Source organism: Nocardia vinacea, assembly GCF_035920345.1.
Taxonomy (GTDB): domain Bacteria; phylum Actinomycetota; class Actinomycetes; order Mycobacteriales; family Mycobacteriaceae; genus Nocardia; species Nocardia vinacea_A.
In genome coordinates, this window is the sequence record NZ_CP109149.1 from 5,998,950 (window position 1) to 6,019,023 (window position 20,074).

1 protein-coding gene (running past one end of the window) is annotated in these 20,074 nt (G+C 66.2%); it reads right to left on the bottom strand.

Annotated features, from left to right (window positions below; genetic code table 11):
• A protein-coding gene (locus OIE68_RS27355) for a non-ribosomal peptide synthase/polyketide synthase (RefSeq protein ID WP_327093945.1) crosses the window boundary here: on the bottom strand, window positions 1-20,074 show its 3' portion. Its footprint extends 5,177 nt past the window's final position; only the last 20,074 of its 25,251 coding nucleotides appear in the window; its start codon lies beyond the right edge, outside the window; its stop codon occupies window positions 1-3.

Here is a 20,074-nt window from a genome sequence, read left to right on the forward strand (position 1 = left end):
TCAGGCCCGGTCGGCGTGAGCCAAGACATTGGTCAGGACGTGGCCGATGCGGCCGAGGGCGGATTCGGAGGTCATGCGCCAGTGCGTGGCCTGGACGGCGTGGTTGTGCACGGTGCCGTCGACGGCGTCGGACCAACTGGCCGCGCCGGTGGCCCCGGTGGGGTCGTCGAGTGCGGCGGTGAAATAGACGAGATTGCCCTTATAGGGCCGAGGGCGGTAGCGGGTGATGAGCTCCAGGGAGTGCGTGCCCGCGTCGAGGAGCCGGCCGAGCCGATCGAATCCGAAGGATGCGAACGGTTCCGGAAGTTCGGCGATGCGCCGGGCGAGTCGGGTGCGATCGAGTTCGGTATCGGTGTCGTCGGCCTGTTCGCCGAGCAGCCCGCCGAGCAGATCGGCCACCGGTACCGTCGCCGTCTCGTCCACCGTGATGTGCAGCGGACTGTCCATCATGGCCAGCAGCGCGACATGTTGGCCCTGGTCCTGTAATTGGTTCGCGACGGCGTGTGCGAGTACACCGCCGAGCGACCAGCCGAGCAGGTGGTAGGGGCCGTCGGGCTGTACCGCGCGGATTTCGCGGACGTAGTGTCCGGCCCAGTTCTCGATGGAATCCGGCAGTGCCGCCGCCGAATTCAGTACCGGGGACTGGATGCCGTAGATGCCGCGCTCCGGATCGATATGTGCGGCCAGACCCGCGAACGACCAGGCGACACCGCCGACCGGGTGGATGCAGAACAGCGGTTCGCGAGAACCTCCGGGGCGCAATGGCAATAGGACATCGAAGGCGGCTTGCACGTCGACGCGGCCGCGGCCGGAGCGGTGCAGTTCCAGTTGCGTGATCAGGTTCGCGGGTGTCGGCGCGGCAAACAGCCATACCACCGGGATCTGTTCGGCGAGTGCGGTACTCAGCTGGGTTGCCAGTCGCGTGGCCAGGAGTGAATTGCCGCCGCGTTCGAAGAAGTTGTCGTCCATGCCGATTCGCTCGACCTCCAGCGACTCGGCGAAGACGGCGCAGACCAGCAGCTCCAGCTGTGTTTCCGGAGCCCGGAATTCTCGGATGTCCAACTCGGGCTCGGGTAGTGCGGTCCGGTCGACTTTGCCGTTGGCGTTGAGCGGCAGGGCATTCAGCTGGATCAGCACGGTCGGAACCATGTAGCTCGGCAGGGTTTCGGTCAGCGCGGATTTCAGCGCGTTCGGATCGATCGGCTCGGTGGCGGTGAAATACCCGACCAGCAGGTCACCGCGATGAGCGATCACGACGGCCTCGGCGACCGTCGGACGTGAGCGCAGCGCGTGCTCGATTTCGGCGAGTTCGATGCGGTAGCCGCGTACCTTCACCTGGAAGTCGCGGCGCTCCACATATTCGAGGTTGCCGTCCGCACCCCAGCGGACCATATCGCCGGTTCGATACATCCGGGTGCCGGGTGCGCCGAATGGGTTGGCCACGAACCGTTCCGCGCTCAGGTCGGGTCTGCCGTGATAGCCGCGGGCCAGCTGCGCGCCGCCCAGGTACAGCTCACCGGTCACGCCCGTCGGCACCGGGTGCAGCCGGTCGTCGAGTACGTAGACCCGGTTTCCGGATTCCGGTGTGCCGATGGGGACGACCGTCTGGCGGATACCGGCGCCGGTGCGGAACCGGGTCACCGAGACGGCTGCCTCGGTGGGGCCGTACAGGTTATCGATCCTGGCGGCGGTGCGAGCCCCGATCCGGTCGACGGTCGCGACGGGCAGTGCCTCGCCGATGACGAGCAGTCGACGCAGCGATCTCGGCAGTCGCTGATCGCCGCCGACGTCTAGCATGGCCAGCAGCGATGGCACCAGCGTCACCGTGGTGACCGAGGCGCGTCGGATCAGATCCAGCACGCTCGCCGGCTCACGTTGTGCGCCTTGTGGTGCCAGTACCACTCGGGCACCGGTACGCATGGCCCACCAGAACTCCCAGACCGAGAGATCGAAGGCCGCCGAGGTCATCAGGAGCGTGGCGTCGTCCGGCTCGAGCACGTATTCCATTTGCAGCCAATCCAATTGGTGTGCGACTGCGACATGGGGGACGGCGACGCCCTTCGGCGTTCCGGTCGATCCCGAGGTGAAGATGACGTAGGCGGTATGCGCGGAAGTCAGCGCCGACAGCCGCTCTTCAGCACGAATCGGTCCGCTGTCGAGCACACCGGCGGCAACCGAGATATCCAGCACCACATCGTGATCCGCCACCGACTCCGGCAGCATCGGCTGCTCGGCCGAGGTCAGCACCAAGGCCGGATCGGCGGCGGCGAGTACGCTCGTGGTCCGGTCGAGCGGGTGGGTCGGATCGAGCGGGACATACGCGCCGCCCGCGGTCACCACCGCGTACATTGCGACCAGCAGGTCGACACTGCGCGGAATGGCCAGGGCCACCAGCGATTCCGGGCCGACGCCGCGACCGATGAGCGCGCGGGCGAGTCTGTTCACCCGCGAGGCGAACTGGCCGTAGGTGACCGTTACTTCGTCATCGACAATCGCCACCGCATCGGGCGTCTCGACGACCTGTGCCTCGAAGGCGGCGATGAGGGTGGCGGGAGTGAATTCGTGTTCGGTCCGATTCCAGGACACCAGCATCCGGTCGCGTTCGGCGGTGTCGAGTAGCGCCAGATCTCCGACCGGCAGCCGCGGTTCGGCGCAGATCGCGGCCAGCAGGCGTTGCAGTCGTCCGGCGAAACCGGCGACCGTGGCTTCGTCGAACAGCGCGGTGGCATAGGTGATCGATGCGGCCATGCCTGCCGCATTTCCATCCGGGCCGTAGCGGTCGGTGACGACCAGATGCAGGTCGAATTGCGATACTTCGGAGTCGAAATCGACTGCGATGGCGGTCAATCCGTCCAGTGCGAATTTCGCTTCGGCCTGGTTGTGGAAGGAGAAGCCGACCTGGAACAGCGGATGCCGCGCGGTCGAGCGCTCCGGATTCAGCACCTCGACCAGCCGCTCGAACGGTACGTCGGCATTGGAGAAGGCGGCGACATCCGCGGCGCGTACCCGATCCAGGAGTTCAGTGAAGCCAGTAGCCGCGTCCACCTGGGTACGGAGCACGAGCGTATTGACGAACATGCCGACCACATCGTCGAGTTCGGCCGCACCACGGCCCGCGACGGGGGTACCGACCGCGATATCGGCGGTGCCGGACAGGCGGGCCAGCAGTACCGCGAAGGCGGCGTGCAGGACCATGAACAGTGTCGCGCCGGTGTTGCGGCCCAAATCCGCCAATCTCGCCTGCATGTCGGCGTCGATGGTGAAATCGACATGTCGCCCGCGGGTGGAGACGATGGCGGGTCGGGGGCGGTCGGTGGGGAGGGTGAGTTGTGCGGGCAGTCCGGTGAGGGTTTCGGTCCAGAAGCGGAGTTGCTGGGAGATCAGCGAATCCGGATCGCTTTCGCTGCCGAGCAGATCCCGTTGCCAGCGGCTGTAATCCGCGTATTGCACCGGCAGTGGCGGCCATTCCGGTGGCATGCCGTGCTTACGCGCGGCGTAGGCGGTCATTACGTCACGTGCTAGCGGTACCAATGACGAGCCGTCCGCGGCGATGTGGTGTACGACCACGACCAGCACGTGCTCACCGAGAGCTGTCGGGCCCGCCACCGGCCGGAATAGCCTGGTGCGCAACGGCACCGAGTCGGTGACATCGAATCCCCCGCCGACGAAATCCGCGACCGCGGAGGTCAGATCGTCGACGGGCACCGGAATTGCGGCCAGCACCGGCGCTCCCGCATCGGCCATCGGCAAAACAACCTGTACCGGGCCGCTTTCGTGCTGCGGGTATACGGTGCGCAGAACTTCGTGGCGTTCGACCACGTCGGTGATGGCCGCATTGAGTGCGGTGATATCGAGGCCACCGGTGAGTCGCACGGCCAGTGGGATGTTGTAGGCGGTGGACTGGCGGTCGAGGCGGTTGAGGAACCACATGCGCTGCTGTGCCAGCGAAAGCGAGATCGGACCGGTGTCGATGCGCCGGGTCAGTGCCGGACGTGCACGCATCGCAGTGGTGTCGAGAGCGGCGGCCAAGGCCGATACGGTCGAGTTCTCGAAGACAAGTCGCACGCCGACCGAGGTGTCCGATCGAGCACCCAGTCGTGCGGCCAATTGTGTCGCGGTCAGCGAGTTTCCACCGACGGCGAAGAAGTCGTCATCGCGACCGACCGCTGCCAAGCCGAGCACCTCGGCGAAGACCTCGGCCACGATCCGCTCGGCGGCCGTCTCCGGTGCGCGGAAGGTCGCGGTACGCAACTCGGGTGCGGGCAGTGCCTTGCGGTCCAGCTTGCCGACCGGGGTCAGCGGGATCTCGTCGAGGACCATGATGGCGGCGGGCACCATATAGGCGGCCAGCGATTGTGCGGCGAAGGCGGTGAGCTGCGCGGTGTCGATCGCTCGGTCCGCTACCACATACGCGACCAGCGAAACTGAACCTGCGGCATCGGTGTGTCCGATCGTCACCGCGAATTCGACGCTCTCATGGGCCGAGAGCACCGCGTCGATCTCACCGAGTTCGATGCGCAGACCGCGCACCTTCACCTGATGGTCGACACGTCCGACGTACTGGATAGCGCCGGATGTGGTCCAGCGCACCAGATCACCTGTCCGGTACAGCCGCCCGCCCGCTGGACCGTAGGGATCGGCGACAAAACGATCCGCCGTAAGTCCCGGCCGCGCGTGATATCCGCGAGCCAGACCCGGCCCGCGCAAGTACAGTTCGCCGGTCACCCCATCCGGGACGGGTTGCAATCGAGTATCGAGCACCACCGCGGACATGCCGTGAATGGTGGTGCCCAGATCGAATTCGCCGGGCCGCAGCGGTGCGCTGATATTGGTGATGATCGTGGTCTCGGTCGGACCGTAGGTGTTGTGGAACGCACGCCCAGTTCCCCAGCGTCGCACCATATCGGGGCCGTACGATTCGCCGCCGACGGTCAGGTGGGTGAGTTCCGGGAGTTCGTCGGGATCCAGTGTTCGCAGCACCGCCGGGGTGATGAAGGCATGGGTCACCCGTTGATCCCGGACGAACGCGGTCAACTCCGAGCCGCCGTAAACACCGGCGGGAGCGATCACCAGTGCGGCGGCAGCGGGCAGGGCCAGCAAGAGTTCGAGCATGGAGGCGTCGAAACTGGGCGATGCCACGTGCAGGACGCGGGATGTCGCGGTGACCTGGTAGCGATCCCGCTGTGCACGCGCCACTCCCGCGAGGCCGCCGTGGGTGGCGAGTACGCCCTTGGGGGTGCCGGTCGACCCCGAGGTGTAGATCATCCACGCGGGATTGGCCACGCGCACCGGACGGATCAGCTCATCGGGAGCAAGGGGTGCCGCGCTCGAATGCCGCATGCGGGCCGCCGTAGCCGGTGCGTCGAGTACCAGCCATTCGGTGGTGCCGGGCAGCGCCGGGCGGCATGCGGTGAGTGTAAGGCCCACGGTGGCACCGGAATCCGACAGCATGTGTGCGATTCGATCTGCCGGATACGTCGGGTCGACGGGGACGAAGGCCGCACCGGTCTTGGCCACCGCCCAGACCGCGAGCATGGATTCGGCGGAGCGCGGGATGGCCACGGCGACGAAGTCCTCGGCGCCGATGCCGTGTCCGATCAGCATCCTGGCCAGGCGGGACGAGTGTTCGTCCAGTGCACGATAGGTCAGCTCACGGTCGTTCGAAATCAGCGCGAGGGCATCGGGATTCATGGCGACCGCTGCGGCGATCAGTTCGGCGAGGGTATGCGGCGGCACAGGTTCATCGCCCCGCCTGGCCAGCAGTTCGGTGCGTTCGGCCGGAGTGAGGACATCGATGGTGCCGATCGGCGCGGACGGATTCGCGGTGAGTGCGCCGAGGACCCGACCGAACCTTCGGAGCAGTCCGGTGGCGGTCGCAGCTTCGAAAAGGTCTGTCGCGTAGTCGAGTTCGATTGCCAGGTGACCCTCGGCGTCGAGTTCCGCCGCGACGGTGAACTGGAGATCGAAGCGCGCCACCGGTTCATCGAATTCGACGGCCGCCAGTTCCAGGCCCGGCAGTGTGAGTTCCTCCGTGCCGGTATTCAGATAGCTCAGCGCCACGGTGAACAGCGGATGCTTGGACTGCGAGCGCTCGATGCCGAGTTCATCGACGACGCGCTCGAACGGCACGGTCGCATGGGCGAACGCGGCCAGATCGTTTGTTCTGGTCTGGTCGAGCAGATCGGTGAACGAACGGGACGGGTCCGGATATGTGCGCAGCACCAGGATGTTCACGAACATGCCGACCAGGTCGTCCAGCGCCGCCGCGCCGCGGCCCGCGACCGGGGTGCCGATGGCGATATCGCTCGAGCCCGAGAGCCGAGCCAGCAACACGGCAAGTCCGGCATGCACCACCATGAAGGGGGTTGCGTTGTGACGCGCGGCAAGTTCGTGGATGCGGGCGCCGACACCACCGCCGATGCGGGCACGCACCGTGCCGCCACGCTTTGACGCGACAGCTGGGCGTGGCCGATCGGTGGGCAATGCCAGTTCTTCCGGCAGATCCCGCAGCGCTTCGGTCCAGTAGGTGAGTTGTTCGGCTGCTACCGAATCCAGCTCGGCCGTCTGCCAGAGCGCGTAATCGGCGTACTGTGCGGCGAGTTCCGGCCAGACCGGGGTGCCGCCGACAACTCGGGACAGGTAGGCCGACAACAGGTCTCGCAGCAGTGGGCCCATCGAATAGCCGTCCGCCGCGATGTGGTGCAGCACGGCGACGAGCACATGGCTGGTCGCGTGCTCCCGCAGCAGTATCGCGCGCACCGGCACCTCGGCGGTGATATCGAAGCCAGTGCCGAGGAAATCGGCGATGCGCCCGTCCACCGAGCCGGCGGTCTCGACGACGAGGGATACCGGTGCCGGTTCGGCGGGCAGGATCACCTGGTGTCCGATCCCGTCCACATCGGCCGGGTATACCGTGCGCAGTGCCTCGTGGCGGGTGATCACATCCGTGAACGCGGCACACAGCGCAGCCTGGTCCAACTCGCCGCCGATGCGTACCGCGACCGGGATATTGTGGACGGCCGAGTCCGGGTCCAGCCGGTTGAGGAACCACATGCCGCGCTGTACCGGTGCGAGCGGAATGCGCTCGGGGCGTGGCCCGGCGATCAGTGGTACGACCTGGTCACGTGCTAGAGCGGCCAGGCGTGCCGCGAAGGCGTGCACGGTTGGTGCCTCGAACAGCAATCGCACGGGCACGCGACCGAGCCGGGCCAGAACCCGGGTGGCGATGAGTGAGTTGCCGCCGAGGTCGAAGAAGTTGTCGTCGGCACCGATCGGCGACCGCGCGAGTACCGCCTCGAATGCCTCGGCCACCAACCGTTCGGCCGGGGTGACCGGCGCACGGTAGGCGACGCTGTCGAATACCGGCTCCGGCAGCGCCTTTCGGTCCAATTTGCCGGAGGTGTTGAGTGGGAAGGCGGCCAGTACAACGATCGCCGATGGGACCATGTACGACGGCAACGCATCCACCGCGGCCGCCAGAACTGCCGTGCGCACATCTTGTGCATCACCCACCACATAGCCGACGAGCCGGTCGGCGACCACGCCGGCTGCGGCCTGTGAAACACCGGGCACCGTCGCGAGTACGGCCTCGATCTCGCCGAGCTCGATGCGCTGGCCGCGGAACTTCACCTGGAAGTCGGTGCGGCCCAGGTATACGAGTTCAGGGGTGAGGCCACTCGTGTCCCAGCGCACCAGGTCGCCGGTCCGATACATGCGTTCGCCCGCAGGTCCGAATGGGTTCGCTACGAACCGGTCCGCCGTCAGATCGGGCCTGCCGTGATAGCCGCGGGCGAGTTGGGTGCCCGCGAGATACAACTCCCCCGCGACCCTGGGCAGCGTCGGTCGTAGCCGGGAATCCAGCACGTACACGCGGCTGTTCCATTCCGGATTGCCGATCGGCATGACGGTGCGGTCGATTTCACCGGTGACGTCGCGGTAGGTGATGCTCACCGCGGCCTCGGTCGGGCCGTACAGGTTGTGCAGGCGCGCGGAACTCACCGCGCCGAAGGTTCGGACGGTCTCGGCGGGCAGTGCTTCGCCGATGACGAATACCGTGCGCAATGTGCCGAGATCGGCAGCGGTTTCGACATGTCTCGCGAACTCGGTCAACATCGATGGCACGAAATCGGTGACGGTCACGCCATATTCGGCGATTACGTCGGCGAGGTAGCCGGGATCGCGGTGGCCGTCCGGGGCAGCCAGCACCAGCGTTGCGCCGATGCGCAGCGGCAGGAAGTACCCCCACAGTGAGACATCGAAGGTGGTCGCCGTCTTCTGTAGGTATACGTCTTCGGCGGTCAGCTGGTACTCGGACTGCATCCACGTCATCTGGTTGACGATCGCGGCGTGGGAAATGCTGACGCCCTTGGGTTTTCCGGTCGAACCCGAGGTGAAGATCACGTAGGCAGGGTTCTGCGGGTGAATCGGTGCGGTCCGCTCGCTCACCGCGATCGGGTCATCGGCGTAGCCGTCCAGCGCAACGGTATCGACACACACTGTCGCCCCGTCATATCCGAAGTCCTGACGATCCCCCTCGGTGGTGAGCAGTGCAATAGGTGCCGCGGTGTCGATGATGTGCACGATGCGCTGGGCCGGATGATCCGGGTCGATCGGGACATAGGCGCCGCCCGCCTTGAGCACCGCGTACATGGCGACCACCAGATCGGGCGAACGCCGAATAGCCAATGCCACCAATGACTCCGGGCCGACGCCGGTCGCAATCAGATGTCGGGCCAGTTGGTTGGACCTGCCGTCCAGTTCGCCGTAGGTCATGGTGGTTTTGTCGAAGACCAAGGCAATATCGTCCGGCGTCGCGGCCGCCTGCTGCTCGAATTCGTCGAGCAGCATTTCCGCGACGAATGCGGTGTGCGCGGAGTCGTTCCACGCGGTCACCACTCGTTCCAGCTCACTGGTATCGAACAGATCGATATCGCCGACCACCTGTTCCGGATGGTCGATCACCGCGCCGAGCAGGCGGATGAAGCGTGCGCCGATCGTCGCGATGGTCGACTCGTCGAAGAGGTCGGTCGCGTAGGTGAAGCGAAGCGCGTCGTCGCCGACGGTCAGTTGCAGATCGAATCGTGTTGTCTCGTAGTCGATCTCGTATTCGGCGACAGTGACGCCCGCCAGCTCCACCGCTACGTGAGCGAGATTCTGGAAGAACAGCGCGACCTGGAACAGCGGATGCCGTGCCTCGGACCGCGGCGGATCCAACACCTCGACCAGCCGCTCGAACGGCACATCGGCATTGGCGAAGGCATCCAGGTCACCATCGCGGACCCGACGCAGTACGGCGGCGAAGGAGTCCGAGCCCGCCACCTCGGTGCGCAGCACCAGTGTGTTGACGAACATGCCGACGAGGTCGTCGAGGGCGGCGGCACCGCGGCCCGCGATCGGCGCGCCGATGGCGATGTCATCCATGCCGGAAAGTCGCGCGAGCAACGTGGCCAGCGCGGCATGGACGACCATGAACGGGCTGACGTCGTATCGTCCGGCAAGGGCGGCTATGCCGTCGCGGATCGCGGCATCGAGCCCGATGGTGGCGCTCGCGGCGGCGTGACCGGCAATGGCGGGACGCGGCCGATCCGAGGGCAGATCGAGCTGAGCGGGCAACCCGCCGAGTACGCCGCTCCAGTAGCGCAGTTGCTGTGCGGCCACCGATTCCGGATCGCCCTCGACTCCGAGGATCTCGCGTTGCCAGAGGGCGTAATCCGCGTACTGCACACGCAGGTCCGTCCATGTCGGTGCGGTGCCGGTGGCGCGTGCCGCGTATGCGGTCGTGATATCGCGGGCCAGCGGCGCCATCGAGAAGCCGTCCGCCGCAATGTGATGCACCACGAGAGCGAATAGGTGCTCGCGATCCGACAGGGTGGCCAGGCCGATGCGCAGCGGTACTTCAGTTGTGACATCGAAAGGTGTGGCAACCAGGTCCACCAGTGCCGACGGATCCAGCTCGACGATTTCGGGCACGTGCGTCGCATCCAGAATCCGCTGGAAACCGGTGCCATCGACATCCGGGTATATGGTGCGCAGGGTTTCATGCCGGGCGACGACATCGGCCAGCGCGGCGGCGAGCGCATCGGTGTCGAGATCTCCGGTGAGGCGGATCGCAACCGGAATATTGTTCACCGTCTCGCCGGGATCGAATCGGTTGAGGAACCACATCCGCTGCTGTGCGGGCGAGAGCGGAATCAGGTCGGGGCGCGGGCGCGCGGTGAGCTTCGGACGAGCGCCGGTGCCGGTGCGCAGGGCGGCGCGGGTGGCTATTCCGGCAACGGTAGGTGCCTCGAACACCATCCGCGCAGGGACTTCGGCATCCAGCGCGGTACCCAGCCGGGCGGCCAACTGGGTGGCGATCAGTGAATTGCCACCGAGTGCGAAGAAGTTGTCGTCGGCGCCGATTCGCTCGATGCCGAGCAGTTCGCTCATGATCCCGGCGACGGTCTGTTCGGTCTCGGTCGCGGGAGCTCGGTAGGTGGCGGTCTCGAATACGGGAGCGGGCAGCGCGGCGCGATCGAGCTTGCCGGAGGTATTGAGCGGGAAAGCATCGAGCACGACGAAGGCCGACGGCACCATATAGGCGGGCAGTGCGACGTCCAATTCCGCGCGCACGTCGTCGATATCGACTGCCAGGTCTGCCACCAGGTAGGCGACCAACTGATCGCCGAGCCGCTCGTCGCTACGCACCACGACGACGGCCTGATCGACGACATCCAGTGCGGTGAGCGCGGATTCGATCTCGCCGAGTTCGATGCGCAACCCACGCAGCTTCACCTGGAAGTCGGTGCGGCCCAGGTACTCCAGCTCGCCGTTCGCAGTCCACCGGACCAGGTCACCGGTGCGATACATCCGCTCCCCCACGCCGCCATGGGGATTCGCGACGAAACGTTCAGCGGTCAGCTGCGGCCGACGTACATAGCCGAGCGCCAACTGCTCACCCGCGAGGTACAACTCACCGGGTACACCCACCGGCACCAGCCGCATCCGTGCATCCAGCACCAGCAATCGGGTGTTGAATACCGGCTTGCCGATCGGCACCGACTCCGCGTCGGCATCGGTCACCTCGTGGAAGGTGACATCGACCGCTGCCTCGGTCGGCCCGTACAGATTGTGCACGCGGGCACCGGTCAGCTCACGGGCCCGCTGCGCGGTCGGTGCGGGCAGCGCCTCACCTGAGGCGAACAGCGCTCGCAGCGTGACGCATTCGCGCGCACGTGGTTCCGCCAGATATACCGCGAGCATCGACGGCACGAAATGCACGACGGTGATTCCTTCATCGCTGATCAACCGCGCAAGATAAGCCGGATCCCGATGACCGTCGGGCCGCGCGACCACCAGTCGCGCGCCGATCTGCAACGGCCAGAAGAACTCCCAGACCGAGACATCGAAGGTCGCCGGTGTCTTCTGCAACACCGCATCGTCGGCATTGAGCCTGTACTCGGACTGCATCCATGTCAGCCGGTTGACGATCGCGGCATGCGATACCGCGACGCCCTTCGGACGGCCGGTCGAGCCGGAGGTGAAGATTACGTATGCGGGGTGGTCCGGCAACAGCACGCCGAGCCGATCCATCGTGGTCAGCGGCGCGGGTGAATATCTCGTCAGTTCGAGACGATCGATCCTGACCTGGCGTGCCGCAACCGTTTCCAGATCAACACCCGAGGTCAGCACCCACACCGGGCGCGCTGTCTCGAGCACATATGCGATCCGGTCGGCCGGATGGTCGGGATCGAGCGGCAGGTACGCGCCACCGGCGACCGTGACCGCGTACATGCCGACCACCAAGTCGAGAGAACGCCGCATGCCGAGCGCGACAACCGAATCCGGGCCGACGCCGTGCCCGACGAGCCATCGCGCCAGCCGATGGACCCGGCCCGCGAACTCGGAGTATGTCAGCGTCGCGTAGCGACTCGTTGAGGGGTGGTGGTCGGGTGACGGGTGGGCCAGACTTCGCCCCTCGAACGTCACCGCGGCCGCATCGGGTGTCCGCAGTACCTGTTCCTCGAACAGCGAAACCAGAGTCGGTGACCGGTTTATCGCGAACGAAGTGTCGTTCCATCGATTGAGCAGGGACAGCTCGTTCCTGTCCAGTAGCTCGATATCGCCGACACGTATGGCGGAATCGGCGACCACCGCCTCGAGTACGCGTACGAAGCGGGCCGCGAACGATTCGACCGTCGCCCGGTCGAATAGATCCGTCGCGTAGCGCATGACGGCACGTAGCGCGGTACCGTCGCCCTCCGCGAGTTCGAGCGCGAGGTCGAACTGGGCGACCCGATTGTCGATGGGATACGCGGCGACCTCGAGTCCGGGTAGGCGCAGCACCGTATCGTCACGGTGCTCGAAGGTGAGCAATGTCTGCACGATCGGTGAATACGCTTGCGAGCGCATCGGATTCAGCTCATCGACCAGACGCTCGAATGGCAGGTCGGCATGTGCGAAGGCCCGGACATCGGTGGCGCGCACCCGCCCGAGCAGTTCGGCGAAGGCCGCTTCGGCCGCCACCTCGGTGCGCAATACCAGGGTGTTGACGAACATGCCGACCAGATCGTCCAGCGCCGCCTCGGCCCGGCCCGCGACGGGGGTCCCGATAGCGATATCTTCCACCCGGGCCGAGCGGGCCAGCAATACCGCGTAGGCGGCGTGCACCACCATGAACGACGACACCCCATGCTTACGCGCCAGCTGCGCGATCGCGGCGGTCAGTTCCGAAGTGATGGCGAACTCGACCGCGGCACCGCGACCTGAGGCCACGGCGGGACGCGGCCGATCGGCGGGCAATTCGAGCACCGGGGCGAGTCCGTCGAGTTCGGTGCGCCAATACGTGATCTGGCGGGCCAGTACGGAGTCCGGATCGTCGGCCGAGCCGAGCACTTCGTGCTGCCACAGTGTGAAGTCCGCGTACTGGACCGGCAGCGGCTGCCACCGCGGTGCCGAACCTTCGGTGCGAGCGCTGTATGCCACCATCAGATCCCGCGCCAGCGGGGCCGTTGAGACACCGTCGGCGGCGATGTGGTGCACCACCACGACGAGCACATGATCGTCGGACGCGATCCGGAACAGCGTGGCACGCACTGGCATCCGGGTGCGCAGATCGAACCCGATTCCCGCGAAGCCGACAACCGCTGCGGCGAGGTCGGCTTCGGTGATATCGACCCGCCGCAGCTCCAATTCGGTCGATTCGGTCACCATCTGCGCGGGACCGATACTGTCCGCAGGGAACACGGTGCGCAGCGACTCGTGCCGGGCGACAACATCGCCCAGCGCGGCGCGCAAGGCGGATTCGTCCAATGCACCGGTCAGGCGGATGGTGATCGGAATGTTGTAGACGGCCGATTCAGGATCGAGCCGGTTCAACAGCCACATCCGAGTTTGCGCCAGCGACAACGGAATTCGCTCCGGACGATCGCGCGCCACCAGCGCAGGCCGCACGACATCGGCGTGCGTCACCCGCAGCGCCAATTCGGCCACGGTCGGCGCTCCGAAGATCTCGCGCACGGTCAGCGCGCTGCCGAAGGCCGCGTTCGCTCGTGCCACGAGGCGCATGGCCAATAGTGAATTGCCACCGCGCGCGAAGAAATCGTCATCCGCGCCGATCCGCACGCCACCGATCAGGTCGGCTATCAGTGCCGCGAGTACCGATTCGGTGCCTTCCTGCGGTGCACGGAATTCCATTGCGCTACCGGCGACTTCGACTGCGGGAAGCGCCGCGCGATCGAGTTTGCCGACCGTGGTCAGCGGCATCTCGTCGAGCACAACCAAATGCGCGGGCACCATGTATCCAGGCAGTTGCTCACGCACCTGCGCGAGTACCGCATCCGAGGACAGCTCCGCCCCACTGATATAGCCGACCAGGCAGTCGTAGCCGGAGGTGTCGCGCGTCGATATCACCGCGGCATTAGTCACGCCCGCCACCCCGGTCAGCGCCGACTCGATCTCCCCGAGTTCGATCCGTTGACCGCGCAACTTGATCTGGAAATCATTGCGGCCCAGATAGATCAGATCGCCGCCGCGATTCCAGCGCCCCAGATCGCCGGTGCGGTACATCAGCCGCCCGGGCACACCGAACGGATCGGCCACGAAGCGCTCGGCGGTCAGTCCGGCGCGGCCGTGGTAACCGCGGGCCAGTTGGTCGCCCGCGAGATACAGCTCGCCCGTGACACCGACCGGGACCGGCCGCAACCGTGCGTCCAGCACATAGGCGCGGGTGTTCCAGCACGGACGGCCGATGGCGACATCACGGCCGGAATCGGCGTCGGTGAATTCGTGATAGATCGCCGAGATCGCCGCCTCGGTCGGGCCGTACGCGTTGTGCACCGCGCCGCCGGCATATTCGCGAATTGCGGCGAGCAGGTCCGGGGTGAGCGCCTCACCGCCGCAGTGCAGATGGCGAAAGGAGCGCAGCGCATCACCCATGCCTTCACCGATGAGCGCCGCGAGTACCGATGGCACGTATTCGGCGATGGTGATGCCGTGTTCGCGCAGCAGTCCGGCGAAATACGCCAGGTCGAGGTGGCCGCTCGGACGGGCAATCACCAGCGGTGCACCGACCGCGATCGGCAGGAAACACTCCCACACCGAGACATCGAAGGTGAGCGGGGCACGTTGCAGAATGCGGTCGGCGGCGGTGACGCCGTAGCGGAATTCGAGCCAGCGCAGCTGGTTCATGATGGCGCGGTGGGTGACCGCGACGCCCTTCGGTCGTCCGGTCGAGCCGGACGTGAACAGCACGTACGCCGTATTGTCGCGGCGGAGTGGCGCTCTGGCGCTCAGCTCGGCGTCGAAACCGCTCAGGTCGGCGAGATCGACAACGCGGACATCATCGAGGTCAGGCAGTTTCGCGCCGCCGACGGCCAACACCAGAGCCGGTGCGGCACTGTCGATCACCTGCGCGATTCGGTCGGCCGGATGAGTCGGATCCAACGGCAGATAAGCACCGCCCGCGCGCACGATCGCGAATATGGCGACGAGCATGTCGACAGATCGCAGGGCGGCGAGTCCGACGATCGTCTCCGGACCGACGCCTGCCGAAACGAGCCAGCGCGCAAGGCGATTCACCTTGGTTTCGAGTTCCGCGTAGGTCACCGAGGTTTCCTCGAAGATCACCGCAACGGCATCGGGTGTCGCGGCCACGCGGGCTGTCAGCAGGTCGTCGAGGGTCTCGGAAGGCAGTGGCCGCGCGGTGGCATTGCGATCCGAAAGCAGCAGTCCGCGTTCGGCCACCGACATCAACTCGACACTGCCGACGAGGGTTCGCACGTCACGCACTATGGCGCGTGCTACCCGCTCGAAACCTGCCAGGAACCCGTCAACGGTTGCCTTGTCGAAAAGGTCCAGTGCGTAGTGCAGATGCACATCGATGCCGTCGGCCGCGCCGGCGGTGTCGTAGCGGTCGGTCAGCGTCCAGTCCAGATCCAGTTGGATCGGTGCGGGCCCGATATCGAGCGCGGCAATACTCAAACGGTGCAGTCTGAAGTCCGGCTTGGACTGGTTCTGCAATGTCATCGCCACCTGATACAGCGGCGCATGTGCCTGCGAGCGGACGGGATTCACCACATCGACGAGCTGTTCGAAAGGCACCGCGGCGTGATCGAAGGCCGCCAGATCGGCTGTGCGGACGGTGGCCAAGAGCTCACCGAGCGTGGCATCGGCGCACACTTCGGTACGCAGCACCAACGTATTGACGAACATGCCGACGAGCTCGTCCAGGGCTTCGTCACCGCGTCCCGCGACCGGCGTACCGATGACGATGTCGTCGGTAGCGCTCAGGCGGCTCAGTAGTACCGCGAGCGCGGCGTGCAGCACCATGAACGGGGTGACCCGATGGGCGGCCGCCACATCCTGGATGCCCTGGTGCAATACCCGATCGAGACGGCCGGTAATGGCACCGCCTCGGTTCGAGGCGACCGCAGGGCGCGGCCGGTCCGTGGGCAGCGGCAATACCTCGGGAACGCCCGCGAGCCGGCCGGTCCAGTACCGCAGCTGATGGGCCAGCAGCGAACCCTTGTCATCGGCCCGGCCCAGAGCAACGCGCTGCCAGATCGCGAAGTCCGCGTACTGCAGGGTGAGCGGACTCCACGACGGTGCGACGTCCGCACAGCGGGCCACATACGCGGTAGCCAGATCCCTGGTCAGCGGCGCAAAAGACCAGCCGTCGGCGGCGATGTGGTGCACGACGAACAGCAGTACGTACACCTGTTGGCGGGACATACTGCCGGATTCGCCGTCGTCGATTCGCAGTAGCCGGACACGCAGCGGAACTTCGGTCGTGACGTCGAATCCGGTCTGGGCGGCGGTGGCGATGAGTTCGGGTAACTCGGCCGCCGGCACCGCACGAGCGACGAGTTCCACCAACTTGGTCCCGGCGGGCAGCACCACCTGCGTTGCGGCGCCGTCGTGTTCGGGATAGATAGTGCGCAGTGTCTCGTGCTTGGCGATGACATCGGCAATCGCACGTTCCAGCGCGGGCACATTCAGCACACCCGTGAGGCGCAGCGCGAACGGGATGTTGTATCCGCCACTCGCGGAGTCGAATCGGTTCAGGAACCACATGCGCTGCTGGGCGATCGACAGCGGAATCGGCTCATCGCGATCCTGAACCGTCAACGGCGGCAAGGCCAGAGGTGCCGCGTCCGGTTCGAAGGTGATTCGACGCGCCAGCTCACGCACTGTCGATGCGTCGAAGATGGTGCGCACGGGTACATCCCCGCCGGTCGCCTTGGACAGCCGGGCCGCGAGTTGCGTGGCGACGAGCGAATTGCCGCCGAGGGCGAAAAAGTCGTCATCCGCACCGACCAGGTCGACACCGAGCAACGCGGTGAACGTCTCGGCGACAACGGTTTCCGCGCGGTCGCTCGGCGCGCGGAATTCGGCCGCCGCAAAAGCTGGCGCGGGCAATACCTTTCGGTCCAGCTTGCCGGAGGCGGTGACGGGAAAGCCGTCGAGGACCACAAAGGCCGACGGAACCATGTATGCGGGTAGCCGCTGAGCGAGTTCGGCTCGAACACGGTCGGTATCGAGTTCACCGTCCGCCACCAGGTAGGCGACCAGTTGGTCGCCGTGGTCGTCGCGAACCAGGACGATGGCCTGCGCGATACCGGCAACCGACAGCAATGTCGACTCGATCTCACCGAGTTCGATCCGCAGGCCGCGGACCTTCACCTGGAAGTCGGTGCGGCCGAGGAATTCCAGCACACCCCGCTGATCCGCCGCCCGCCAGACGACCAGATCGCCGGTGCGATACATCCGGGCACCGGCCGGACCGAATGGATCGGCGACGAACCGCTCACCGGTCAGATCGGCGCGACCGAGATAGCCGCGGGCCAACTGCGTTCCGGCCAGATACAGCTCACCTGGCACACCGACAGGCACCCGACGCAACCGCGCATCGAGCACATACGCACGGGTATTCCAGATCGGCCGGCCCATCGGCAGCGGACCGCTATCGGCATCGGTCACCTCGTATGCACTGACCTCGACCGCCGTTTCGGTGGGCCCGTACATGTTGTGCACCCGCGCGCCGGTAACCGCCCGTGCCCGCTGCGCGATTGTGACAGGTAGCGCCTCGCCTGAGCAGAACACGTGCCGCAGTGTGGGCACATCGATATCGTCCGCGACGAAGACGGCGAGCATGGACGGTACGAAGTGCGCGACCGTAATCGACTCGCGCCGAATCAGATCCGCCAGATACACCGGATCCTGATGACCATCCGGACGTGCCAGAACCAGCCGGGCACCGGCCTGCAGCGGCCAGAAAAACTCCGGCACCGAAACATCGAAGGTCACCGGCGTCTTCTGCAGCAGCGCATCGGTGCCATCGAGCGCGACATGCGCCGACTGCATCCACAGCAGCCGGTTCACGATACCGCGGTGGCTCATCGCAACACCCTTGGGCCGACCCGTGGAGCCCGAGGTGAAGATGACATAGGCGGTATTGGCGGCCCGCAACGGCGCGCGCCGATCCGCATCGGTAACCGGCGCGGCCGAATACCTGGAAAGGTCGAGTCGATCGATACGGACCTGCGCGGCCTCGATACCCAGGCCCATGCCTGAGGTCAGCACGCAGAGCGGAGCGGCGGTATCGAGGATGTAGCCGGTGCGTTCGGCCGGATGATCCGGATCCAGCGGTACATAGCCGCCGCCCGCCACGGTGACGGCATACATGCCGACCACGAGATCGATTGAGCGCCGCATGCCCAGTGCGACAAGCGAATCCGGGCCAGCGCCCTGCGCTATGAGCCAGCGCGCCAGGCGGTTCACCCGTCCGGCGAATTCGGCATAGGACAGCGTTGTGCCCTCGAAGGTGAGCGCGGGCGCTCGCGGCGCTCGCGCCACCTGCTCGGCGAATAACGAAGCGAGCGTCGCGGTTTCGTCGAGGGGGTGCGTGGTGTCATTGCAACGGTCCAACAGAGACCGCTCGTCGGCAGCCAACAGCTCGATCTCGCCGATCCGGGTCTCGGGCGCATCCGCCACAGTGGCGAGCACGCGCCGAAAGCGGGTGACGAACGCAGCGATGGTCGCCGCATCGAACAGATCGGTGGCATAGCGCAGGCTGCCGGTGAGCCCGTGATCACCGGCGCGTTCGTTCACCACTAGGTGCAGATCGAATTTCGCGGTGGGATCGGGCGATTCGAGCGGTTCCACGGTGAGCCACGGGACTGCGAGCGCCCGACTGCCCGCGACAATGCGCGGTGCCGCACCGAAGCTGAACAGCACCTGGAACAGCGGGTGCGCGCCGGTGCTGCGATCCACGGCCATGGCATCGACAAGCCGCTCGAACGGCAGATCGGCATTCGCGAGGGCAGCAAGGTCGCAAGCGCGCACGCCCGCAAGGAGTTCGGTGAAGGTGGCTGCCGCATCGACCGGAGTCCGCAGTATCACGGTGTTCACGAACATGCCGATGAGCGCGTCGAGTTGGCGCTCGCCGCGACCTCCGACGGGCGAGCCGATCACCACGTCATCGGTGCCGCTCGATCTCGCAATCGTCGCCGCGAAGGCCGCGTGCACCACCATGAACAGCGTTGCGCCGCTGCGATGTGCGAGTACGCGCAGGGCGGCGGCCAACTCGGGAGCTATCTCGAAATCCACTGCGGCACCGCGATTCGAGGGCAGCGCGGGGCGGGGCCGGTCGGTCGGCAGCGCGAGTTGGGTCGGCATACCGTCGAGAACGGCGCGCCAGAATCGCAACTGCTGATATGCCAGATCACCCGGCCGGTCCTCGGCGCCCAGCAGTTCACGATGCCAGAGGCTGTAATCCGCGTACTGCACCGGCAGCTCACGCCAATCCGGCTTCCGGCTGGGCCCACCCATCGAATCGCCGCGCGATGCGGTACCTAATCTGGCCAGGTAGGCGTGCACCAGATCGGTGATCAGCGGTGTCATCGAAAGTGCGTCGGCCGCGATGTGGTGGACGACGAAGACCAGCACGTATTCGTCGCCAGAAATGCCGCGCCGGTCGTCCACCCGATCGACGATCAATAGTGCGACGCGCGACGGCAGTTCGGTGGTCACATCGAATCCGGCGGTCGTGATCGCGGTAATGGCGGCCGCCAGATCGGCACGTTCGACAGGTACTGGATTAAGGGTCAGGCCGATGTCGGCCGGTATCAGAATCGACTGGTACGGACCGGATTCGCTGTCCGGGTAGATGGTGCGCAGGGATTCGTGCCTGGACAGTACATCGAGCACCGCATGCTCCAGCGCGGTGACATCGAGCCTGCCGGTGAGCCGGAGCACGACCGGGAGGTTGTAAACGCTGGCGGCGCCGTCCTGGGTTTCGATCCGGTTGAGAAACCACAGCCGCTGCTGGGCGGGCGAAAGCGGAATGCGGGCCGGACGCTCACGGCGCACCAGCGGCCGCGCGGACGCACCCGCTCTGGTGAGCTCGTCGACGGCAGCCGCGAATCCCTCGACCGTCGAGGCGTCGAAAAGGGCGCGCACCGGGATGCGCGTGCCGGTGGCCTCCCCCGCCCGTGCGGTGACCTGGGTGGCATCCAGCGAACTGCCGCCGAGCGCGAAGAAATCGTCATCGAGGCCGACTCGTTCCACCCGCAGTACCTCGGCGAATACCGCGGCG